The sequence below is a fragment of the Thermomonas sp. HDW16 genome (assembly GCF_011302915.1).
In the GTDB taxonomy this organism is placed as follows: Bacteria; Pseudomonadota; Gammaproteobacteria; order Xanthomonadales; family Xanthomonadaceae; genus Thermomonas.
Genome location: NZ_CP049872.1, coordinates 2,381,054 through 2,402,891, shown reverse-complemented (window position 1 = coordinate 2,402,891; position 21,838 = coordinate 2,381,054). Strand labels below are relative to the sequence as shown.

General features: G+C 64.0%; 20 protein-coding genes and 1 tRNA gene. All 21 read left to right on the top strand.

The window, feature by feature from the left end; all coding sequences use genetic code 11:
* Positions 1 to 53 precede the first annotated feature (53 nt).
* The 21 genes from G7079_RS11365 (at position 54) to rpsC (ending at position 21,836) form a co-directional block, all read left to right on the top strand.
* Positions 54 to 129: transfer RNA gene (locus G7079_RS11365), tRNA-Trp, on the top strand.
* A 46-nt stretch (positions 130 to 175) separates the two neighbouring features.
* On the top strand, positions 176 to 559 hold the full coding sequence (gene secE / locus G7079_RS11360; protein ID WP_166057411.1) for a preprotein translocase subunit SecE: 384 nt from the start codon (positions 176 to 178) through the stop codon (positions 557 to 559).
* Between the two features lie 21 nt (positions 560 to 580).
* Complete coding sequence (gene nusG / locus G7079_RS11355) at positions 581 to 1,159, top strand: transcription termination/antitermination protein NusG (RefSeq protein WP_166057932.1); 579 nt, start codon at positions 581 to 583, stop codon at positions 1,157 to 1,159.
* A gap of 221 nt (positions 1,160 to 1,380) precedes the next feature.
* Positions 1,381 to 1,809, top strand: coding sequence for a 50S ribosomal protein L11 (rplK, locus tag G7079_RS11350; RefSeq protein ID WP_166057410.1), 429 nt, complete (start codon positions 1,381 to 1,383; stop codon positions 1,807 to 1,809).
* Positions 1,810 to 1,812: 3 nt separating this feature from the next.
* The gene (gene rplA / locus G7079_RS11345) at positions 1,813 to 2,511 is read left to right on the top strand and encodes a 50S ribosomal protein L1 (RefSeq protein ID WP_166057409.1); all 699 of its coding nucleotides are present in this window, start codon (positions 1,813 to 1,815) and stop codon (positions 2,509 to 2,511) included.
* 351 nt (positions 2,512 to 2,862) lie between these two features.
* A complete protein-coding gene (rplJ, locus tag G7079_RS11340) occupies positions 2,863 to 3,402 on the top strand; it encodes a 50S ribosomal protein L10 (RefSeq protein ID WP_028840191.1) in 540 nt (179 codons plus the stop codon).
* 84 nt (positions 3,403 to 3,486) lie between these two features.
* Entirely contained in the window at positions 3,487 to 3,855 is a 369-nt protein-coding gene (rplL, locus tag G7079_RS11335; protein WP_166057408.1) for a 50S ribosomal protein L7/L12, read from the top strand.
* Between the two features lie 255 nt (positions 3,856 to 4,110).
* On the top strand, positions 4,111 to 8,274 hold the full coding sequence (gene rpoB / locus G7079_RS11330; RefSeq protein WP_166057407.1) for a DNA-directed RNA polymerase subunit beta: 4,164 nt from the start codon (positions 4,111 to 4,113) through the stop codon (positions 8,272 to 8,274).
* A 71-nt stretch (positions 8,275 to 8,345) separates the two neighbouring features.
* The gene (rpoC, locus tag G7079_RS11325; protein WP_166057406.1) at positions 8,346 to 12,542 is read left to right on the top strand and encodes a DNA-directed RNA polymerase subunit beta'; all 4,197 of its coding nucleotides are present in this window, start codon (positions 8,346 to 8,348) and stop codon (positions 12,540 to 12,542) included.
* Between the two features lie 338 nt (positions 12,543 to 12,880).
* Positions 12,881 to 13,255: a 30S ribosomal protein S12 gene (gene rpsL / locus G7079_RS11320; RefSeq protein ID WP_139715753.1), complete on the top strand. Its 375-nt coding sequence runs from the start codon at positions 12,881 to 12,883 to the stop codon at positions 13,253 to 13,255.
* 52 nt (positions 13,256 to 13,307) lie between these two features.
* Positions 13,308 to 13,775: a 30S ribosomal protein S7 gene (gene rpsG / locus G7079_RS11315; protein WP_166057404.1), complete on the top strand. Its 468-nt coding sequence runs from the start codon at positions 13,308 to 13,310 to the stop codon at positions 13,773 to 13,775.
* Between the two features lie 183 nt (positions 13,776 to 13,958).
* Positions 13,959 to 16,076, top strand: a complete 2,118-nt coding sequence (fusA, locus tag G7079_RS11310) for an elongation factor G (RefSeq protein ID WP_166057403.1) — start codon at positions 13,959 to 13,961, stop codon at positions 16,074 to 16,076.
* A 90-nt stretch (positions 16,077 to 16,166) separates the two neighbouring features.
* Complete coding sequence (tuf, locus tag G7079_RS11305) at positions 16,167 to 17,357, top strand: elongation factor Tu (protein ID WP_166057402.1); 1,191 nt, start codon at positions 16,167 to 16,169, stop codon at positions 17,355 to 17,357.
* Positions 17,358 to 17,752: 395 nt separating this feature from the next.
* Complete coding sequence (rpsJ, locus tag G7079_RS11300) at positions 17,753 to 18,064, top strand: 30S ribosomal protein S10 (protein ID WP_024891232.1); 312 nt, start codon at positions 17,753 to 17,755, stop codon at positions 18,062 to 18,064.
* A 10-nt stretch (positions 18,065 to 18,074) separates the two neighbouring features.
* Positions 18,075 to 18,731, top strand: a complete 657-nt coding sequence (gene rplC / locus G7079_RS11295; RefSeq protein ID WP_166057401.1) for a 50S ribosomal protein L3 — start codon at positions 18,075 to 18,077, stop codon at positions 18,729 to 18,731.
* 2 nt (positions 18,732 to 18,733) lie between these two features.
* On the top strand, positions 18,734 to 19,336 hold the full coding sequence (gene rplD / locus G7079_RS11290) for a 50S ribosomal protein L4 (RefSeq protein WP_166057400.1): 603 nt from the start codon (positions 18,734 to 18,736) through the stop codon (positions 19,334 to 19,336).
* Positions 19,333 to 19,632, top strand: a complete 300-nt coding sequence (gene rplW, locus G7079_RS11285) for a 50S ribosomal protein L23 (RefSeq protein WP_166057399.1) — start codon at positions 19,333 to 19,335, stop codon at positions 19,630 to 19,632. Before rplD ends, rplW begins: the two co-directional genes overlap by 4 nt.
* 11 nt (positions 19,633 to 19,643) lie before the next feature.
* The gene (gene rplB / locus G7079_RS11280) at positions 19,644 to 20,471 is read left to right on the top strand and encodes a 50S ribosomal protein L2 (protein ID WP_166057398.1); all 828 of its coding nucleotides are present in this window, start codon (positions 19,644 to 19,646) and stop codon (positions 20,469 to 20,471) included.
* A gap of 6 nt (positions 20,472 to 20,477) precedes the next feature.
* Complete coding sequence (gene rpsS, locus G7079_RS11275; RefSeq protein ID WP_166057397.1) at positions 20,478 to 20,747, top strand: 30S ribosomal protein S19; 270 nt, start codon at positions 20,478 to 20,480, stop codon at positions 20,745 to 20,747.
* Between the two features lie 10 nt (positions 20,748 to 20,757).
* Positions 20,758 to 21,093: a 50S ribosomal protein L22 gene (gene rplV / locus G7079_RS11270; RefSeq protein WP_166057396.1), complete on the top strand. Its 336-nt coding sequence runs from the start codon at positions 20,758 to 20,760 to the stop codon at positions 21,091 to 21,093.
* A 2-nt stretch (positions 21,094 to 21,095) separates the two neighbouring features.
* Positions 21,096 to 21,836 (top strand): 30S ribosomal protein S3, encoded by a 741-nt coding sequence (rpsC, locus tag G7079_RS11265; RefSeq protein ID WP_166057395.1) that lies wholly within the window; start codon positions 21,096 to 21,098, stop codon positions 21,834 to 21,836.
* Positions 21,837 to 21,838 lie beyond the last annotated feature (2 nt).

Here is a 21,838-nt window from a genome sequence, read left to right as displayed (position 1 = left end):
GGCAGGCGGCGCAAGCCGCCGTTGCCTTTTCAGGAAGCACTGCAAGTTCCGATACGCCAGTAGCTCAATTGGCAGAGCAGCGGTCTCCAAAACCGCAGGTTGGGGGTTCGAGTCCCTCCTGGCGTGCCACCCGCGATTCGCGTCGCCGGCGCGTGCGCCAACAGGGATTGACGTTTTGACCAGCAAGACGCTGCATAACCAGTCCACCTCCGGTGGGGACATCGTGAAGTACGCCCTGGCGCTGTTGTTGGCAGCCGCCGGCCTGTTCGCCTTCTACTGGTTCGACGGCCAGTGGCCCGGCGGCGTGCGCGTCCTTGCGGTCGTTGCCGGCCTGGTGGCGGGTGCATTGGTGTTCATGACGACCGTCAAGGGTGCGGAGACCCGCGAATTCCTCTCGGAGTCGCGTTTCGAGCTGCGCAAGGTGGTGTGGCCGACCCGCCAGGAAACCACGCGCACGATGTGGGTGGTGATCGCGGTGGTCATCCTGATGAGTCTACTGCTGGCCGGCATGGATCTGGTGATCCAGGCAGTGGTGAAGTGGCTGCTCGGCAACGGTTGAGGATCGCAAGTGACTGAGAATATCGATCAAGGTACACAGGCCGACAAGCGCTGGTACGTGGTGCATGCCTATTCCGGCTTCGAGAAGTCGGTGGCGCAGGCGCTGCGCGACCGCATCGTGCGCACGGGCATGCAGGATCGCTTCGGCGAGGTGCTGGTGCCGACCGAGGAGGTCATCGAAATGCGTTCCGGCCAGAAGCGCCGTTCTGAACGCAAGTTCTTCCCGGGCTACGTGCTGGTGCAGATCGCCACCCGTGACGAGGGCGGCATCCCGCGCATGGACAACGAGTCCTGGCACCTGGTCAAGGAAACCCCGAAGGTGATGGGCTTCATCGGCGGCACTGCCGACCGCCCGCTGCCGATTCGCGACGCCGAGGCCGACATGATCCTGCAGCGCGTGCAGGATGGCGTGGAGAAGCCGAAGCCGAAGGTGCTGTTCGAGCCGGGCCAGATGGTCCGCGTGGTCGACGGCCCGTTCAACGACTTCAATGGCGTGGTCGAGGAAATCAACTACGACAAGAGCCGCCTGCGCGTGGCGGTGCTGATCTTCGGTCGTTCGACTCCGGTCGAGCTGGAGTTCGGCCAGGTCGAGAAGGCCTGACGTTCGGGCCTGATCCGCCGGCCCGCTGGGCGGGCGGGGGAAAACCTGATATGCTTTCTGGCTCCCTGCGGGGAACCAGATCAACGACCGGCCGCCTTGTGCGGCCGTCGGCACGAATGCAATGCGGTGCGCGACGCCGGGACGCGACCCGCTTTTGAACACAGTGATCCCGGTCCGATGGGGAGCCTGAGACTCAGGCGCTTGCACCCGGAGAGAAGACAATGGCTAAGAAAGTAGTCGGTTACATCAAATTGCAGGTCAAGGCCGGCCAGGCCAATCCGTCGCCGCCGGTGGGTCCTGCCCTCGGTCAGCGCGGCCTGAACATCATGGAGTTCTGCAAGGCGTTCAACGCAGCGACCTCCAAGCTGGAACCCGGTCTGCCGACCCCGGTGATCATCACCGCGTACTCGGACCGTACCTTCACCTTCGTCACCAAGAGCACGCCGGCTTCGGTGCTGCTGAAGAAGGCCGTCGGCATCACTTCCGGCTCCAAGCGCCCGAACACCGACAAGGTGGGCAAGGTCACCCGCAAGCAGCTGGAAGACATCGCCAAGGCGAAGGAAGCCGACCTGACTGCGGCCGACCTGGACGCAGCGGTGAAGACGATCGCGGGCTCCGCCCGTTCGATGGGCCTGGTGGTGGAGGGTTAAGACATGGCGATGACCAAACGACAGAAGACGATCCTCGCCGCCACCCAGCCGGGCAAGGCGTATCCGATCGAAGAAGCGCTGAAGATCCTGAAGGACAACAGCAAGGCCAAGTTCGTGGAAGCGATCGACGTGGCCGTGCGCCTCGGCGTCGATGCCAAGAAGTCCGACCAGCAGGTGCGCGGTTCCACCGTGTTGCCGGCCGGTACCGGCAAGTCGGTGCGCGTGGCGGTGTTCGCCCCGGCGGGCGCCAAGGCTGACGGAGCCCTCGCCGCTGGCGCGGAAGCCGTCGGCATGGATGACTTGGCGGAGAAGATGATCGCCGGCGACCTGAACTACGACGTGGTGATCGCGACTCCGGACGCGATGCGCGTCGTGGGTAAGCTGGGTCAGGTGCTGGGCCCGCGCGGCCTGATGCCGAACCCGAAGGTCGGTACCGTGTCGCCGAACCCGGCCGAGGCAGTGAAGAACGCCAAGGCGGGCCAGGTGCGTTACCGCACCGACAAGGCCGGCATCATCCACTGCACGATCGGCAAGGCCAGCTTCGAGAACGACGCGCTGAAGGGCAACCTGCAGGCGCTGCTGCTTGACCTGATCAAGGCCAAGCCGTCCAGCTCGAAGGGCACCTACCTGCAGAAGATCTCGCTCAGCTCGACCATGGGCCCCGGCGTGACCGTGGACCAGGCGTCGCTCAGCCTGAAGTAATCGTTTCAAGCCGCGCCGCTTCGGTGGCGCGGTGCTTCGAAATTTTGAAGGCCCTGTCGCAATCCATCGTGACGGAAGCCGTCAAAGACCGCAGGTGCGGTCTGCGCAAGGCAACGACGGGCATGGATGCTCACATGGCATGGAATCGCCGTTGCCGAAGGCGGGATCGCTTAATCCGCACCCGACGAGGATGCCGGCCTGCGTAGATGGTGAAGCCCTTCTGGAATGTTTTTGTACAAGACAGCTCTGGATGGCCACCACGGGATGCCCGCATCCCCGATGCCAAGGATCGGCATCGCCCAGGACCGTCGACGGCTGGAGCCGTAGGCGGAGTTCATTAGAGGAGTGACTATGGCTCTCAATCTGTCCCAGAAACAGAACGTTGTTGCCGAAGTGGCCGAAGTGGCCGCCAAGGCGCACTCCTTGATCGCAGCCGAATACGCAGGCACCACGGTCAGTCAGATGACCGCGATGCGCAAGAAGGCCCGCGAAACCGGCGTGTACTTGAAAGTCGTCAAGAACACGCTGGCCGCGCGCGCCGTGGAAGGCACCGATTTCGCAGTCGCAAAGGACTCGATGGTCGGCCCCCTCCTGTATGCGTTCTCGACCGAGGAGCCCGGCGCCGCCGGTCGCCTGATCAAGGAATTCGCAAAGGGTAACGACAAGCTTCAGCCGAAGCTGGTCGTGGTCGAAGGGCAGCAGTACGGCCCGGCGCACGTCGAAGTGTTGGCCTCGCTGCCGACGCTGGAGCAGGCGCTCGGCATGCTGGCCCGCGTGCTGGCCGAACCGGCGGCGATGTTCGCCCGCGCGGTCAAGGCCGTGGCCGATCAGCAGGGTGGCGGCGACGCCGCACCGGCTGCCGAAGCCGCCGCCGAAGCCGAACCGGCCTAAGCCCAAGACAGCGTTCCCATCCAACGAAACCAATTCTTTAAACAGACCAGTTCTCTTAAAGAAAATCATCCAGAGGTAAATCAAATGTCCCTGTCCAACGAGCAAATCGTCGACGCCATCGCCGCCAAGTCGCTGATGGAAGTGATGGAGCTGGTGAAGGCCATCGAAGAGAAGTTCGGCGTCTCCGCCGCCGCCCCGGTCATGGCCGCTGGCCCGGCCGCCGCCGCTGCCGCAGTCGAAGAGCAGACCGAGTTCAACGTCATCCTGAAGTCGGCCGGCGACAAGAAGGTCGAAGTGATCAAGGCCGTTCGCGCGATCACTGGCCTCGGCCTGAAGGAAGCCAAGGACCTCACCGAGGCCGGCGGCACCGTGAAGGAAGGCGCTTCGAAGGAAGATGCCGAGAAGATGAAGAAGGATCTTGAAGCCGCCGGTGCGACCGTCGAAATCAAGTAATCCGTACTTGCGTCGTCAGCTGGCATCGACGACACGCTGAAGGCTGGGGGCCACAAGCCCCCGGCCTTTGGTCGTTGTATCGGAACGGAAGTTTCGCACCGTTCCGCAGCATATCGAAATTCATGAGTTGACAGTCGGAAGTAGCGGGAGAAGGCGTGCTGGTGCCGGCAATACCAGCGACTTCCAACTGTCAGTTCCAGCCATTCCCCCACGGCCGCGCACCCGCGGCCGAACGAGAGACGAGGCGCACGCCACATGACTACCGCCACCCAGCAGTATTCGTTCACCGAGAAGAAGCGCATCCGCAAGGACTTCGGCAAGAGCCGGTCCATCCTGGAAGTGCCGTTCCTGCTCGCCATCCAGGTCGACTCCTACCGCGAGTTCCTGCAGGAGCACACCGAGGCGTCCAAGCGCGCCGATCGTGGCCTGCATGCCGCGCTGAAGTCGGTGTTCCCGATCAGCAGCTACAGCGGCAATGCCGCGCTGGAATACGTCGGCTACAAGCTCGGCGAGCCGATGTTCGACGAGCGCGAATGCCGCAACCGCGGCCTGAGCTACGGTGCGCCGCTGAAGGTGACCGTGCGCCTGGTGATCTACGACCGTGAGTCGAGCACCAAGGCGATCAAGTACGTGAAGGAGCAGGAGGTCTACATGGGCGAAATTCCGCTCATGACCGACAACGGCACCTTCATCGTCAATGGCACCGAGCGCGTCATCGTCTCCCAGCTGCACCGCTCGCCGGGCGTGTTCTTCGACCACGACCGCGGCAAGACCCACAGCTCGGGCAAGCTGCTGTTCTCCGCTCGCGTGATCCCGTACCGCGGTTCCTGGCTGGACTTCGAGTTCGACCCGAAGGACGCGCTGTTCACCCGCATCGACCGCCGCCGCAAGCTGCCGGTCAGCGTGCTGCTGCGTGCGTTGGGCTACAACAACGAAGAAATGTTGAACGAATTCTTCGAGATCAACACCTTCCATATCGAAGCCGAAGGCGTGCAGCTGGAGCTGGTGCCCGAGCGCCTGCGCGGCGAAACCCTGGACTTCGACCTGGCCGATGGCGACAAGGTCATCGTCGAGGCCGGCAAGCGCATCACCGCGCGCCACGTGAAGCAGCTGGAAAGTGCCGGCGTGTCTGCGCTCGCGGTGCCGGACAGCTACATCGTCGGCCGCATCCTGTCGCATGACGTGATCGATCCGAAGACCGGCGAACTGCTGGCCACCGCGAACGACGAGATCAACGAGGAAATCCTCGGCAAGCTGCGCAAGGCTGGCATCGCCAGCGTCGGCACCCTGTGGGTGAACGACCTGGATCGCGGCGCCTACCTCTCCAACACCCTGCGCATCGACGGCACCAAGACCCAGCTGGAAGCGCTGGTCGAGATCTACCGGATGATGCGTCCGGGCGAGCCGCCGACCAAGGATGCCGCGCAGAACCTGTTCCACAACCTGTTCTTCACCTTCGAGCGCTATGACCTGTCCTCGGTCGGCCGCATGAAGTTCAACCGCCGCATCGGCCGTGACGCCGTCACCGGCGCCTCGGTGCTGTACGACGCCAAGTACTTCGCGGATCGCAAGGACGAGGAGTCCAAGCGCCTGGTCGAGGAGTGCGGCAACGGTTCCGACATCCTGGACGTGATCAAGGTATTGACCGAGATCCGCAACGGTCGTGGCGTGGTCGACGACATCGACCACCTGGGCAACCGTCGCGTGCGTTCGGTCGGCGAAATGGCCGAGAACGTGTTCCGCGTGGGCCTGGTCCGCGTCGAGCGCGCGGTCAAGGAGCGCCTGTCGATGGCGGAAGCCGATGGCCTGTCGCCGCAGGACCTGATCAATGCCAAGCCGGTGGCCGCCGCGATCAAGGAGTTCTTCGGTTCCAGCCAGCTGTCGCAGTTCATGGACCAGAACAACCCGCTGTCGGAAGTCACCCACAAGCGCCGCGTCTCCGCGCTTGGCCCGGGCGGCCTGACCCGCGAGCGCGCCGGCTTCGAAGTGCGCGACGTGCACCCGACCCATTACGGCCGCGTCTGCACCATCGAGACGCCTGAAGGTCCGAACATCGGCCTGATCAACTCGCTGGCGGTGTTTGCCCGCACCAACAAGTACGGTTTCCTCGAGACCCCGTACCGCAAGGTGGTGGACGGCAAGATCACCGACGACATCGAGTTCCTGTCGGCGATCGAGGAAGTGGGCAAGGTCATCGCCCAGGCCAATGCGCCGCGCGACGCCAAGAACAACATCACCGCCCAGTTCGTGGCCTGCCGCTTCAACGGCGAAAACGAACTGCGTCCGCCGAGCGAAATCCAGTTCATGGACGTCAGTCCGATGCAGACCGTGTCGGTCGCGGCGGCGCTGGTGCCGTTCCTGGAGCACGATGACGCGAACCGCGCACTGATGGGCGCGAACATGCAGCGCCAGGCCGTGCCGACGCTGAAGTCGCAGAAGCCGCTGGTCGGCACCGGCATCGAGCGCGCCGTGGCGCGCGACTCGGGCGTGACCGTGAACGCGCGTCGTGGCGGCGTGATCGAGCAGATCGACGCCGGCCGCATCGTGGTCAAGGTGAACGAGGCGGAGATCTCCGGCGAGCACGATGCCGGCGTCGACATCTACACCCTGATCAAGTACACGCGTTCCAACCAGAACACCTGCATCAACCAGACCCCGCTGGTGAACCCGGGCGACGTGGTCGCGCGCGGCGACGTGCTGGCCGACGGCCCGTCCACCGACATCGGTGAACTGGCGCTGGGCCAGAACATGCTGATCGCGTTCATGCCGTGGAACGGCTACAACTTCGAAGACTCCATCCTGCTCAGCGAGCGCGTGGTGGAAGAGGATCGTTACACCACGATCCACATCGAAGAGCTGACCTGCGTCGCGCGTGACACCAAGCTGGGCCCGGAGGAAATCTCCGCGGACATCCCGAACGTCTCCGAGCAGGCGCTGAATCGCCTCGACGAGAGCGGCGTGGTGTACATCGGCGCCGAAGTGCGCGCCGGCGACATCATGGTCGGCAAGGTCACGCCGAAGGGCGAGAGCCAGCTGACCCCGGAAGAGAAGCTGCTGCGCGCGATCTTCGGCGAGAAGGCGTCCGACGTGAAGGACAGCTCGCTGCGCGTGCCGCCGGGCATGGACGGCACCGTCATCGACGTGCAGGTCTTCACCCGCGACGGCATCGAGAAGGACAAGCGCGCGCGCCAGATCGAGGAATACGAGATCAAGCGCGTCAAGAAGGACTTCGACGACCAGTTCCGCATCCTCGAGTCGGCGATCTACGCACGCCTGCGCGAAGTGCTGCTGGGCAAGACCGCCAATGGCGGCCCGGGCGTCAAGAAGGGCGACAGCGTGTCCTCGTTGGTGCTCGACGGCCTGAAGAAGTCCGACTGGCTGCAGCTGCGCATGAAGGAAGACGACGCGAACGACGCGATCGAACGCGCCACCAAGCAGCTCGACGCGCACCGCAAGGAGTTCGACAAGCGCTTCGACGACAAGCGCGGCAAGATCACCCAGGGCGATGACCTCGCACCGGGCGTGCTGAAGATGGTCAAGGTGTTCCTGGCGGTGAAGCGCCGCATCCAGCCCGGCGACAAGATGGCCGGCCGCCACGGCAACAAGGGCGTGGTCTCGACGATCGTTCCGGTCGAGGACATGCCGTACATGGCCAACGGCGAGACCGTCGACATCGTGCTGAACCCGCTGGGCGTGCCGAGCCGTATGAACATCGGCCAGGTGCTGGAAGTGCACCTGGGCTGGGCCGCCAAGGGCCTGGGCCAGAAGATCCAGAAGATGCTCGATGCCCAGGCCAAGATCGCCGACCTGCGCAAGTTCCTCGACCAGATCTACAACCACGACAACACCGCGCATGCCGAGCGCGTCGACCTCAAGCAGTTCAGCGATGCCGAACTGCTGACCCTGGCGCAGAACCTCACCGACGGCGTGCCGATGGCCACCCCGGTGTTCGACGGCGCGGACGAGGCCGAGATCAAGAAGATGCTCGAACTCGCCGAGCTGCCGCTGTCCGGCCAGACCGTGCTGCACGACGGTCGCACCGGCGAGGCGTTCGAGCGCGAGGTGACGGTCGGCTACATGCACATGCTAAAGCTGAACCACCTGGTCGACGACAAGATGCACGCGCGTTCGACCGGTCCGTACTCGCTCGTCACCCAGCAGCCGCTGGGCGGCAAGGCGCAGTTCGGCGGCCAGCGTTTCGGCGAAATGGAAGTCTGGGCGCTGGAAGCCTACGGCGCGGCCTACACCCTGCAGGAAATGCTGACGGTGAAGTCCGACGACGTGCAGGGCCGCAACCAGATGTACAAGAACATCGTCGATGGCGAGCACGAGATGGTCGCGGGCATGCCGGAATCCTTCAACGTGTTGGTGAAGGAAATCCGCAGTCTGGCCATCAACATGGAACTCGAGGAGCACTGAGTTTCGCGAAGGCGCGGCGGTAACGCCGCGCCGGACCGCAAGACCCATTGCCCCTCATCCGGAGAATCCAAATGAAAGATTTGTTGAACCTCTTCAACCAGCAGCGCCCGGCGCTCGACTTCGACGCGATCAAGATCGCGCTGGCCAGCCCGGACCTGATCCGTTCGTGGTCGTACGGCGAAGTGAAGAAGCCCGAGACCATCAACTACCGCACCTTCAAGCCGGAACGCGACGGCCTGTTCTGCGCCGCCATCTTCGGCCCGATCAAGGACTACGAGTGCCTGTGCGGCAAGTACAAGCGCATGAAGCACCGCGGCGTGGTTTGCGAGAAGTGCGGCACCGAAGTGACCCTGGCCAAGGTGCGCCGCGAGCGCATGGGCCACATCGACCTGGCCTCGCCGGTCGCGCACATCTGGTTCCTGAAGTCGCTGCCGTCGCGCATCGGCCTGATGCTGGACATGACCCTGCGTGACATCGAGCGCATCCTGTACTTCGAAGCCTTCGTGGTGACCGAGCCGGGCCTGACTCCGATGGAGCGCGGCCAGCTGTTGACCGAAGAGCAGTTCATGCAGGCGCGCCAGGAACACGGCGATGATTTCGACGCCGCGATGGGCGCCGAGGCCGTGTACGACCTGCTGCGCACCATCGACCTGCAGTCGGAAATGCTGACGCTGAAGGAAGAGATCGCCAGCACCGGCTCGGAAACCAAGCTCAAGCGCCTGACCAAGCGGATCAAGCTGGTCGAAGCCTTCCTCGAATCCGGCAACCGCCCGGAGTGGATGGTGATGACCGTGCTGCCGGTGCTGCCGCCGGACCTGCGTCCGCTGGTACCGCTGGATGGCGGCCGCTTCGCGACCTCGGATCTGAACGATCTGTATCGCCGCGTGATCAACCGCAACAACCGCCTGCGTCGCCTGCTCGAACTCAATGCGCCGGACATCATCGTGCGCAACGAGAAGCGCATGCTGCAGGAATCGGTGGACGCGCTGATGGACAACGGCCGTCGCGGCCGCGCCATCACCGGCACCAACAAGCGCCCGCTCAAGTCGCTGGCCGACATGATCAAGGGCAAGCAGGGCCGCTTCCGCCAGAACCTGCTGGGCAAGCGCGTGGACTACTCCGGTCGTTCGGTGATCGTGGTCGGCCCGACCCTGCGCCTGCACGAGTGCGGCCTGCCGAAGAAGATGGCGCTGGAACTGTTCAAGCCCTTCATCTTCGCCAAGCTGCAGCGTCGTGGCCTGGCCACCACCATCAAGGCGGCGAAGAAGCTGGTCGAGCGCGAAGAGGCGGAAGTCTGGGACATCCTGGAAGAAGTCATCCGCGAACATCCGGTGCTGCTGAACCGTGCGCCGACCCTGCACCGTCTGGGCATCCAGGCGTTCGAGCCGGTGCTGATCGAAGGCAAGGCGATCCAGCTGCATCCGCTGGTGTGTACCGCGTTCAACGCCGACTTCGACGGTGACCAGATGGCCGTGCACGTGCCGCTTTCGCTGGAAGCCCAGCTGGAAGCGCGCGCGCTGATGATGGCCTCCAACAACATCCTGTCGCCGGCCAACGGCGAGCCGATCATCGTGCCGTCGCAGGACGTGGTGCTGGGCCTGTACTACATGACCCGCGCGCTGGAGAACAAGGCGGGCGAGGGCATGGTGTTCGCCAACATCGCCGAAGTGAAGCGCGCCTACGACAACCGCGTGGTGCAGCTGCACGCCAAGTGCAAGGTGCGCATCAGCGAGACCGTGGTGGCCGAAGACGGCAGCCGCAGCAAGCAGACCTCGATCGTGGACACCACGGTCGGTCGTGCGCTGCTGCGCGAAATCCTGCCGGAAGGCCTGCCGTTCGCGTTGGTCAATACCGAGCTGAGCAAGAAGAACATCAGTCGCCTGATCAATAGCTGCTACCGCATGCTGGGCCTGAAGGACACGGTGGTGTTCGCCGACAAGCTGATGTACACCGGTTTCGCGTACGCAACGCGCGCGGGCGTGTCGATCGGTATCGACGACATGATCATCCCGAATGAGAAGAAGGGCATCCTCGACGAGGCCGAAGCCGAAGTGCTGGAAATCCAGCAGCAGTACCAGAGTGGCCTGGTCACCGGCGGCGAGCGCTACAACAAGGTGGTCGACATCTGGTCGCGCACCAACGAGCGCGTGGCCAAGGCGATGATGGACACCATCGGCACCGAGAAAGTGCAGAACGCCCAGGGCGAGACCATCGACCAGAAGTCGATGAACTCGATCTACATCATGGCCGACTCCGGCGCGCGTGGTTCGCAGGCGCAGATCCGTCAGCTGGCCGGCATGCGCGGCCTGATGGCCAAGCCGGACGGCTCGATCATCGAGACCCCGATCACCTCGAACTTCCGCGAAGGCCTGAACGTCCAGCAGTACTTCATCTCGACCCACGGTGCCCGTAAGGGTCTGGCGGATACCGCGCTGAAGACCGCGAACTCCGGTTACCTGACCCGTCGCCTGGTCGACGTGGCGCAGGACGTGGTGATCACCCAGACCGATTGCGGCACCACCACCGGCCTGACCATGACCCCGATCGTGGAAGGCGGCGATGTGGTCGAGCCGCTGCGCGACCGCGTGCTGGGCCGCATCGTGGCTCGCGATGTGTTCCTGCCGGGCAACGACGAAGATCCGTTCGTCACCCGCAACACCCTGCTCGATGAAGCCTGGGTGCAGAAGCTGGAAGACGCCAGCGTGCAGGCGATCGACGTGCGTTCCACCATTACCTGCGAAGCGCCGTTCGGCGTGTGCGCGCACTGCTACGGCCGCGACCTGGGCCGTGGTCACCTGGTCAACCACGGCGAAGCGGTCGGCGTGGTCGCCGCGCAGTCGATCGGTGAGCCCGGTACCCAGCTCACCATGCGTACCTTCCACATCGGTGGTGCGGCGTCGCGAGCGGCGGCGATCGACAACGTGACGGTGAAGACCACCGGCTCGGTGAAGTTCAACAACCTCAAGCACGTCAACCACGCCAGCGGCGGTTCGGTGGCGGTGTCGCGTTCCGGCGAACTGTCGATCCTCGACAACCACGGTCGCGAGCGCGAGCGCTACAAGCTGCCGTACGGCGCGATGATCAACGTCAAGGACGGCGGTGAGGTCAAGGCGGGACAGACCATCGCCACCTGGGATCCGCATAACCACCCGATCGTCTCGGAAGTCGCCGGCTTCATGCGTTTCATCGACTTCGTCGATGGCGTGACCGTGATCGAGAAGACCGACGACCTGACCGGCCTCGCCTCGCGCGAGATCACCGATCCGAAGCGTCGCGGTACCCAGGCCAAGGACCTGCGTCCGCTGGTGCGCATCGTCGACAAGGCGGGCAAGGACCTCAACATCCCGGGTACCGACCTGCCGGCGCAGTACATGCTGCCGCCGAAGTCGATCGTGAATCTTCAGGATGGTGCCCCCGTGGGCGTGGGCGACGTGGTCGCCAAGATCCCGCAGGAAGCCTCGAAGACCCGCGACATCACCGGCGGTCTGCCGCGCGTGGCCGACTTGTTCGAAGCGCGCAAGCCGAAGGAAGCGGCGATCCTCGCCGAGATCTCCGGCGTGGTCAGCTTCGGCAAGGAAACCAAGGGCAAGCAGCGCCTGGTGATCAAGCACCCGGACGGCACCGAGCACGAAGAGCTGATCCCGAAGTATCGCCAGATCATCGTGTTCGAAGGCGAGCACGTGGAGAAGGGCGAGACCGTGGTGGACGGCGAGCCGACTCCGCAGGACATCCTGCGCCTGAAGGGCGTCGAGGAGCTGGCCGCGTATCTGGTGAAGGAAATCCAGGACGTCTACCGCCTGCAGGGCGTGAAGATCAACGACAAGCACATCGAAGTGATCATTCGCCAGATGCTGCGCAAGGTCGAGATCGTGGACGGTGGCGACAGCAAGTACCTGCATGGCGAACAGGCCGAGCGCCAGCGCGTCATCGAGGAAAATGCCCGCCTCGCCGCCAAGAACGAGATCCTGGCCAAGGTCGAGCCGGTCCTGCTGGGCATCACCAAGGCTTCGCTGGCGACCGAATCCTTCATTTCCTCGGCTTCGTTCCAGGAAACCACTCGCGTACTGACCGAGGCTGCCGTCCGCGGCACCCGCGACACCCTGCGCGGCCTGAAGGAAAACGTGATCGTCGGTCGCCTGATCCCGGCCGGTACCGGTCTTGCGTACCACACCCAGCGCCGCAAGAACGCCACCGGCCTGACCGAGGCCGAAATGGCGACCTTGTCCGGCGAGCTGGCCGAGGACGTCGAGTCCGGCGAGGCGGTGTAACACATCCGGCATCCCGCCCGGCATTGGCCGGGCGGGGCTGGCGTAATACTTCGGTACGGCTTATACTCCGCACCGTTTTGATGGCCTTGGGCCATCCAGATCACCAAATGAGGTCGCAGGACGCGCCTCGTATTGGGCCCAGGACGGGCGGGATCGCAGATTGACCATGGCTGGCCGCATGCGGCCGACATGGTTTTTCGGTATGGCTGCGTTTGACCGAAGGGTCGAGCGCGGGCTATACTTTTTCGTCTAACTTGGCCGGATTGCCTATTGATCCGGCCATGCCTGCTTAGTTCGTCCGTCTCCAAAGGGCCCAGGCCCACCAATCGAGTTACCTAATGGCAACCATCAACCAGCTTGTGCGCAAGCCGCGCAACCCGGAAACCTACAAGAGCACCTCGCCCGCGCTGGCCAACTGCCCGCAACGTCGTGGCGTGTGCACCCGCGTCTACACCACCACCCCGAAGAAGCCGAACTCGGCCCTGCGCAAGGTGGCCAAGGTGCGCCTGACCAACGGTTACGAAGTCATTTCGTACATCGGTGGCGAAGGCCACAACCTGCAGGAGCACAGCGTGGTGCTGATCCGCGGCGGTCGCGTCAAGGACCTGCCGGGCGTGCGCTACCACACCGTGCGCGGTTCGCTCGACGCCGCCGGTGTCGCCAAGCGCCGCCAGGCGCGTTCCAAGTACGGCGCCAAGCGTCCGAAGGCCTAAGCGCGTCGCATCACGCGACCGCCCACGAATAGATTTCTAGGGGTTACTGAATATGTCCCGTAAAGGCAATACTCCGCAGCGTTCGGTGCTGCCGGATCCGAAGCACGGAAGCGAAACCATCGCCCGCTTCATCAACATGGTCATGCAGAGCGGCAAGAAGTCGGTCGCCGAGAAGATCGTGTACGGCGCGATGGACGTGATCGGCGAGAAGAACCCGAACGCACTCGAGCTGGTCGAGAAGGCGCTGGGCAACGTGTCGCCGTCGGTCGAGGTGAAGTCCCGCCGCGTCGGTGGTGCGACCTACCAGGTGCCGGTCGAAGTGCGTTCCTCGCGCCGCATGGCGCTGGCGATGCGCTGGCTGATCGAATCCGCGCGCAAGCGTGGCGAGAACAGCATGCCGCGCAAGCTGGCCGGCGAGCTGCTGGACGCTTCGGAAAACCGTGGTGGCGCGATCAAGAAGCGCGAAGAAACCCACCGCATGGCCGAAGCCAACAAGGCATTCGCGCACTACCGCTGGTAAGACTGTCGGTGCGGGCCCGCTGAGCCCGCAAGGCGCGGATCACATGCGCCACGCAGGTTCGTCCTGCACAAAGACCGACGGCCGCCGCAAGGCGGCCATCGGCCATCCGGAATCCGCTGAAGCATCCCCTTCAAAGCGCGATTCCCACACTCCGTTTCGACGGAATCACATCGAGAGATCACCGTGGCCCGTACCACTCCCATCGAGCGTTACCGCAACTTCGGCATCATGGCCCACATCGATGCCGGCAAGACCACCACGTCCGAGCGCATCCTGTTCTACACCGGCGTCAGCCACAAGATCGGTGAAGTGCACGACGGTGCCGCCACCATGGACTGGATGGAGCAGGAGCAGGAGCGCGGCATCACCATCACCTCGGCCGCCACCACGGCGTTCTGGTCGGGCATGGACAAGTCGCTGCCGCAGCACCGCTTCAACATCATCGATACCCCCGGCCACGTCGACTTCACCATCGAAGTCGAGCGTTCGCTGCGCGTGCTCGACGGCGCGGTGTTCGTGCTGTGTGCCGTCGGCGGCGTGCAGCCGCAGTCCGAGACCGTGTGGCGCCAGGCCAACAAGTACCAAGTACCGCGCATGGCCTTCGTCAACAAGATGGACCGCACCGGTGCCAACTTCGACAAGGTCGTCGAGCAGCTGAAGGCGCGCCTGGGCGCGTACGCCGTGCCGATGCAGGTGCCGATCGGCGCTGAAGACGGTTTCGAAGGCGTGGTCGACCTGCTGAAGATGAAGGCGATCCATTGGGATGTCGCCTCGCAGGGCACCCAGTTCGAGTACCGCGACATCCCGGCGAACCTGCAGGCCAAGGCCGAGGAAGCGCGCAGCTTCATGATCGAAGCCGCCGCCGAAGCGACCGAAGAGCTGATGGACAAGTACCTCAACGAGGGCGAGCTGTCCGAAGCCGAGATCATCGAAGGCCTGCGCCTGCGCACGCTGCGCGTGGAAATCGTGCCGGTGTTCGCCGGCTCGGCGTTCAAGAACAAGGGCGTGCAGGCCATGCTCGACGGCGTGATCAACCTGCTGCCGTCGCCGATCGACCGTCCGCCGGTGCAGGGCATCGACGAGAACGAGAAGGAAGACACCCGCACGGCCGACGACAAGGCGCCGTTCTCCGCGCTCGCGTTCAAGATCATGACCGACCCGTTCGTGGGTTCGCTGACCTTCTTCCGCGTGTACTCGGGCGTGCTCAACTCCGGCGACCAGGTGTACAACCCGGTCAAGTCGAAGAAGGAGCGCGTGGGCCGCATCCTGCAGATGCACTCCAACCAGCGCGACGAGATCAAGGAAGTGCGCGCGGGCGACATCGCCGCGGCGGTGGGTCTGAAGGACGTCACCACCGGCGATACCCTGTGCGCGCAGGATCACATCATCACCCTGGAACGCATGGTGTTCCCGGAGCCCGTCATCTCGATGGCGGTCGAACCGAAGACCAAGTCCGACCAGGAAAAGATGGGCATGGCGCTGGGTCGCCTGGCGCAGGAAGATCCGTCGTTCCGCGTGCGTACCGACGAGGAATCCGGCCAGACCATCATCGCCGGCATGGGCGAGCTGCACCTGGACATCATCGTCGACCGCATGAAGCGCGAGTTCAACGTGGAGGCCAACGTCGGCAAGCCGCAGGTGGCGTACCGCGAGACCATCCGCAAGTCGGACGTGAAGTCGGACTACAAGCACGCCAAGCAGTCCGGTGGTAAGGGTCAGTACGGCCACGTGGTGATCGAGATGTCGCCGATGACCGCGGAAGATCGCGCGAATCCGGACGTCAAGGATGATTTCCTGTTCATCAACGACATCACCGGTGGCGTGATTCCGAAGGAATTCATCCCGGCGGTGGAGAAGGGCATCCGCGAAACCATCACCAGCGGTCCGCTGGCCGGCTTCCCGGTGGTGAACACCAAGGCCAAGCTGGTGTTCGGTTCGTACCATGACGTCGACTCGTCGGAAATGGCGTTCAAGCTCGCCGCGTCGATGGCGTTCAAGGAAGGTTTCCGCAAGGCCGATCCGGTCCTGCTGGAGCCGATCATGAAGGTCGAGATCGTGACCCCGGAAGATTACGTCGGCGACGTGATGGGCGACGTCAGCCGTCGTCGCGGCCTGCTGCAGGGCCAGGACGACAGCCCGTCCGGCAAGATCATCAACGCGATGGTGCCGCTGGGCGAGATGTTCGGCTACGCGACCTCGCTGCGTTCGATGTCGCAGGGCCGCGCGACCTTCACCATGGAATTCGACCACTACGCCGAAGCGCCGAGCAACGTCGCCGACGCGGTGATGAAGAAGTCCTGATTTAGGCAGCTGATCAACTCCTGATCAACCAACATTCCGGCGGCATCCACGGGTGCCGCCGAACACACACGACAAGCAAGGTGAATCAAAATGGCAAAGGGTAAGTTCGAGCGCACCAAGCCCCACGTGAACGTGGGCACGATTGGACACGTGGACCACGGCAAGACGACGCTGACGGCGGCGCTGACGAAGGTGGGCGCGGAGCGTTTCGGTGGCGAGTTCAAGGACTACGGTTCGATCGACGCGGCGCCGGAAGAGAAGGCGCGCGGCATCACGATCTCGACGGCGCACGTGGAATATGAATCCCCGAACCGCCACTACGCGCACGTGGATTGCCCGGGCCACGCCGACTACGTGAAGAACATGATCACGGGTGCGGCGCAGATGGACGGCGCGATCCTGGTGTGCTCGGCGGCTGACGGCCCGATGCCGCAGACCCGCGAACACATCCTGCTGAGCCGCCAGGTCGGCGTGCCGTACATCGTGGTCTACCTGAACAAGGCGGACATGGTGGACGATGCCGAGCTGCTGGAGCTGGTGGAGATGGAAGTCCGCGAACTGCTGAGCAAGTACGAGTTCCCGGGCGACGACACCCCGATCATCTCGGGTTCGGCGCGCATGGCGCTGGAAGGCGACCAGTCGGACATCGGCGTGCCGTCGATCATCAAGCTGGTGGAAGCGCTGGACAGCTGGATCCCGGAGCCGGAGCGCGACGTGGACAAGCCGTTCCTGATGCCGGTGGAAGACGTGTTCTCGATCTCGGGCCGCGGCACCGTGGTGACCGGTCGTATCGAGCGCGGCGTGATCAAGGTGGGCGAGGAAATCGAGATCGTCGGTATTCGCCCGACCCAGAAGACCACCGTGACCGGCGTGGAAATGTTCCGCAAGCTGCTGGACCAGGGCCAGGCGGGCGACAACGCGGGTCTGCTGCTGCGCGGCACCAAGCGTGACGACGTGGAGCGCGGCCAGGTGCTGTGCAAGCCGGGTTCGATCACCCCGCACACCGAGTTCGAGGCCGAGGTCTATGTCCTGTCGAAGGACGAAGGCGGCCGTCACACCCCGTTCTTCAAGGGCTACCGTCCGCAGTTCTACTTCCGCACGACCGACATCACCGGTGCGGTGACCCTGCCGGAAGGCGTGGAAATGGTCATGCCGGGCGACAACATCAAGATGGTCGTCTCCCTGATCAACCCGGTGGCGATGGACGAAGGCCTGCGTTTCGCGATCCGCGAAGGCGGCCGTACCGTCGGCGCCGGCGTCGTGGCAAAGATCATCAAGTAATTCAAGAAGTTATCGGCGGCCGAGCAATCGGCCGCCGGTTCTACCGGGAATTGCAAAAAGATTGTGGATTCGGGCTTGCGCTGGCTGGATTGAATCCGCTAGAATGCAAGACCTTCGCGGGGATGTGAGTTTCCGCGAACAGCGAAAAGAGGTGCAGGAAGCGCCTCGTGTTCGCCAGACAGGGAGATGTCGCGTGGCAAGGCCTCGTCCGTTCCGGAGATTTCCGGAGCACTTCGGCGGGGCCTTTCGGCGCGTTCATGGATTCCCACGCTGGCGGACCGGGTAACCGGCCCGCCTTTTGTTTCATCCGCTCCATCGCAACACCGTTGTTTCCACGGGGTACGGCGCACCCAGCCGCCGCACCTGTCGCTCTTTAGATACGAAGGATTCCTCCCATGGCGGACCAGAAGATTCGCATCCGGCTGAAGGCGTTCGATCATCGTCTGATCGACCGTTCGGCCAGCGAGATCGTCGAGACGGCCAAGCGGACCGGCGCGCAAGTGCGCGGCCCGATCCCGCTGCCGACCAAGATCGAGCGTTACACCATCCTGACCTCGCCGCACGTCGACAAGGACGCGCGCGACCAGTATGAAACCCGCACGCACAAGCGCGTGCTCGACATCGTCGACCCCAACGACAAGACCGTGGACGCGCTGATGAAGCTCGAACTCGCGGCTGGCGTCGACGTCCAGATCAAGCTGACCTGAGGACTTAACGATGAGCGCGAAGAAGTATTCGCTCGGCATCGTCGGTCGCAAGGCCGGCATGAGCCGCATGTTCACCGAAGATGGCAAGTCCATCCCGGTGACCCTGATCGAGGCAACCCCGAACCGCATCACCCAGGTGAAGACCGTCGAAACCGACGGCTACTCCGCCGTGCAGGTGACCGCGGGCGTGAAGCGCGCCTCGCTGTTGAACAAGCCGGCCACCGGCCACCTGGCCAAGGCCAAGGTGGAAGCGGGTCGCGGCCTGTGGGAACTGCGCGTGGAAGCCGACCAGATCGGTGGCTATGAAGTGGGCGGCGAGATCAAGGCCGACATCTTCAGCGAAGGCCAGATCGTCGACGTCCAGGGCGTGACCAAGGGCAAGGGCTTCCAGGGCACGATCAAGCGCTGGAACTTCCGCATGGGTGATGCCACCCACGGTAACTCGCTGTCGCACCGCTCGCCGGGCTCCATCGGCCAGCGCCAGACGCCGGGTCGCGTGTTCCCGGGCAAGAAGATGTCCGGTCACATGGGTGCCGTCACCCAGACCACGCAGAACCTGCAGGTGGTCAAGGTCGACGCCGAGCGCGGCCTGATCGCCGTGCGCGGTGCCGTGCCGGGTGCGCCGGGTGGCGATGTGATCGTGCGCCCGACGAGCAAGGGAGTCTGATCATGGAACTCAATATCAATAACGGGAAGACGCTGTCGGTGTCCGACGCCGTGTTCGGCCGCGATTTCAGCGAAGACCTGGTTCATCAGGTGGTCGTTGCCTATCGCAACGCCGGTCGCGCCGGTACCAAGGCGCAGAAGACCCGTTCGGAAGTCAATGGCACCACCAAGAAGTCGAAGAAGCAGAAGGGCGGCGGTGCGCGTCATGGCGCGCTGACGGCTCCGATCTTCGTCGGCGGTGGCGTGACCTTCGCGGCCAAGCCGCGCAGCTTCGCGCAGAAGGTCAACCGCAAGATGTACCGTGCGGCCATCGCCGCGATCCTGTCCGAGCTGAACCGCCAGAACCGTTTGCTGGTGGTCGAAGGCTTCGAGCTGGATTCGCCGAAGACCAACGGCATGGTTGCCAAGTTGAAGGACCTCAACGTCGGTCGGCGTCCGCTGATCGTCACCGAGGATGCGACCGAGAACGTGTACCTGTCCGCCCGCAACCTGCCGTACGTGCAGGTCCGCGACGTGCAGGGCCTGGACCCGGTTGCGCTGGTCGGTGCCGACACCGTCGTCATCACCTCCGATGCCGTCAAGAAGATCGAGGAGTGGCTGGCATGAGCACCGCCAATGTTTACGAAGTGATTCGTGCGCCGCGCGTGTCGGAAAAGACCGCGCGCCTGCAGGAAGTCTCCAACCAATACGTCTTTGAAATCGCGAAGACCGCCACCAAGGCCGATGTGAAGGCTGCCGTGGAAAAGATCTTCGACGTCAAGGTCCAAGCAGTGAACGTGGTGAACGTGAAGGGCAAAGCCAAAGCCTTCAAGAATCGCCAGGGCCGCCGCAGCGACTGGAAGAAGGCGTACGTCACGCTGGCCGAAGGCCAGTCGATCGACGTGATGACGGCCTCGGCCTGAGGAACTAGTCCATGGCATTGATGACATTCAAACCCACCTCGCCCGGCCGTCGTTCGATGGTCCGCGTGGTGACGCCCGGCCTGCACAAGGGCGCGCCGCATGCGGCGCTGGTCGAAAAGCAGAGCAATAGCGGCGGCCGCAACCACCACGGCCGCATCACCACCCGTCATATCGGTGGTGGCCACAAGCAGCACTACCGCATCATCGACTTCAAGCGCGACAAGGAAGGCATCCCCGCCCGCGTCGAACGCATTGAATACGACCCGAACCGCACCGCGCACATCGCGTTGCTGTGCTATGTCGACGGTGAGCGCCGCTACATCATCGCGCCGAAGGGCCTGAAGGCCGGCGACCAGGTGATCGCGGGCCGTGATGCGCCGATCAAGGCGGGCAACACCCTGCCGCTGCGCAACATCCCGGTCGGTTCCACCGTGCACTGCATCGAGATGAAGCCGGGCAAGGGTGCGCAGATCGCGCGTGCCGCCGGTGCCGGCGTCCAGCTGGTCGCGCGCGAAGGCATCTACGCGATGCTGCGCCTGCGTTCGGGCGAGATGCGCAAGGTGCCGGCCGACTGCCGCGCCACCATCGGCGAAGTCGGCAACGACGAGCACAACCTCGAGAAGCTGGGCAAGGCTGGTGCCAAGCGGTGGCGCGGCGTCAAGCCGACCGTCCGCGGTGCCGCCATGAACCCGGTCGACCACCCGCACGGCGGTGGTGAGGCCAAGGCTGGCCAGGGTAATCCGCATCCGGTCACCCCGTGGGGCGTGCCGACCAAGGGTTACAAGACCCGCAAGAACAAGCGCACGCAGCAGTTCATCGTGCGCGACCGCAGGAGCTAATCGGCAATGGCACGTTCACTCAAGAAAGGCCCGTTCATCGATCACCACCTGCAGAAGAAGGTGGAGACCGCGGGCAGCAGCAAGAAGCCGATCAAGACCTGGTCGCGTCGTTCGACCGTGTTGCCGGAAATGATCGGTTTCACCATCGCCATCCACAATGGCAAGAACCACATCCCGGTGCTGGTCAACGAGAACATGGTTGGCCACAAGCTTGGCGAATTCGCCCTGACCCGTACCTTCAAGGGTCACGGCGGCGACAAGAAGTCGGGCAAGTAAGGAGATGACCATGGAAGCGAAAGCAATCCTGCGCAGCGCGCGCATCTCCGCCCAGAAGGTTCGCCTGGTCGCCGACCAGGTGCGTGGCCTGTCTGCCGAACGCGCCGTCAACCTGTTGAAGTTCTCGGACAAGAAGGCCGCCGCCATGATCCGCAAGGTCGTGGAGTCCGCCATCGCCAATGCCGAGAACAACAACGGCGCCGACGTCGATGCACTCAAGGTCAAGACCATCATGGTCGATGAAGGTCCCTCGCTGAAGCGCTTCATGGCGCGTGCGAAGGGTCGTGGCACGCGCATCACCAAGCGCACCAGCCATATCACCGTGATCGTGGGCGAGGGCAAGTAATCATGGGTCATAAAGTCAATCCGATCGGCATCCGCCTGGGCATTTCCAAGGACTGGAATTCCAAGTGGTTCGCCGGCAAGAAGCACTTCGCAGACTTCCTCGCCGCCGACCTCAAGGTCCGTGAGGTGCTGCGCAAGAAGCTGGCCGCCGCGGGCATCAGCAAGATCCTGATCGAGCGTCCGGCCAACAACGCCCGCGTGACGATCCACACCGCCCGCCCGGGCGTGGTGATCGGCAAGCGTGGTGAGGACATCGAGAAGCTGCGCAAGGAAGTGAGCGATGTGATGGGCGTCCCGGCGCACATCAACGTCACGGAAGTGCGCAAGCCGGAGCTTGACGCGCAGCTGGTCGCCGAGTCGATCGCGCAGCAGCTGGAGCGTCGCATCATGTTCCGCCGCGCGATGAAGCGTGCGGTCGGCAACGCGATGCGCCTCGGCGCGCTGGGCATCAAGGTCAACGTCGGTGGCCGCTTGAACGGTGCGGAAATCGCTCGTTCGGAGTGGTACCGCGAAGGCCGCGTGCCGTTGCACACCCTGCGTGCGGACATCGACTACGGCTTTGCCGAAGCGAAGACCACGTACGGGATCATCGGCATCAAGGTGTGGGTCTACAAGGGCGAGATCTTCGATTTCTCCCAGGTTGGCCAGGAAAAGCAGGACGACACGCCGCGCAACGATCGCAATGATCGTGGCGACCGCGAACGTCCGCGCGGCCCGCGCCGCGACCGTGAAGCGAGGGACTAAGT

What these genes read in the sequence shown, in the direction of transcription:
- rplA (WP_166057409.1), top strand. Translation starts at nt 1,813, where the DNA reads ATGGCGATGACCAAACGACAGAAGACGATCCTCGCCGCCACCCAGCCG.
- rplV (WP_166057396.1), top strand. Translation starts at nt 20,758, where the DNA reads ATGGAAGCGAAAGCAATCCTGCGCAGCGCGCGCATCTCCGCCCAGAAG.
- rplD (WP_166057400.1), top strand. Translation starts at nt 18,734, where the DNA reads ATGGAACTCAATATCAATAACGGGAAGACGCTGTCGGTGTCCGACGCC.
- rpsC (WP_166057395.1), top strand. Translation starts at nt 21,096, where the DNA reads ATGGGTCATAAAGTCAATCCGATCGGCATCCGCCTGGGCATTTCCAAG.
- rpsS (WP_166057397.1), top strand. Translation starts at nt 20,478, where the DNA reads ATGGCACGTTCACTCAAGAAAGGCCCGTTCATCGATCACCACCTGCAG.
- rpsL (WP_139715753.1), top strand. Translation starts at nt 12,881, where the DNA reads ATGGCAACCATCAACCAGCTTGTGCGCAAGCCGCGCAACCCGGAAACC.
- rpsG (WP_166057404.1), top strand. Translation starts at nt 13,308, where the DNA reads ATGTCCCGTAAAGGCAATACTCCGCAGCGTTCGGTGCTGCCGGATCCG.
- tuf (WP_166057402.1), top strand. Translation starts at nt 16,167, where the DNA reads ATGGCAAAGGGTAAGTTCGAGCGCACCAAGCCCCACGTGAACGTGGGC.
- rpoB (WP_166057407.1), top strand. Translation starts at nt 4,111, where the DNA reads ATGACTACCGCCACCCAGCAGTATTCGTTCACCGAGAAGAAGCGCATC.
- rplB (WP_166057398.1), top strand. Translation starts at nt 19,644, where the DNA reads ATGGCATTGATGACATTCAAACCCACCTCGCCCGGCCGTCGTTCGATG.
- rpoC (WP_166057406.1), top strand. Translation starts at nt 8,346, where the DNA reads ATGAAAGATTTGTTGAACCTCTTCAACCAGCAGCGCCCGGCGCTCGAC.
- rplW (WP_166057399.1), top strand. Translation starts at nt 19,333, where the DNA reads ATGAGCACCGCCAATGTTTACGAAGTGATTCGTGCGCCGCGCGTGTCG.
- rplL (WP_166057408.1), top strand. Translation starts at nt 3,487, where the DNA reads ATGTCCCTGTCCAACGAGCAAATCGTCGACGCCATCGCCGCCAAGTCG.
- rpsJ (WP_024891232.1), top strand. Translation starts at nt 17,753, where the DNA reads ATGGCGGACCAGAAGATTCGCATCCGGCTGAAGGCGTTCGATCATCGT.
- rplK (WP_166057410.1), top strand. Translation starts at nt 1,381, where the DNA reads ATGGCTAAGAAAGTAGTCGGTTACATCAAATTGCAGGTCAAGGCCGGC.
- rplJ (WP_028840191.1), top strand. Translation starts at nt 2,863, where the DNA reads ATGGCTCTCAATCTGTCCCAGAAACAGAACGTTGTTGCCGAAGTGGCC.
- rplC (WP_166057401.1), top strand. Translation starts at nt 18,075, where the DNA reads ATGAGCGCGAAGAAGTATTCGCTCGGCATCGTCGGTCGCAAGGCCGGC.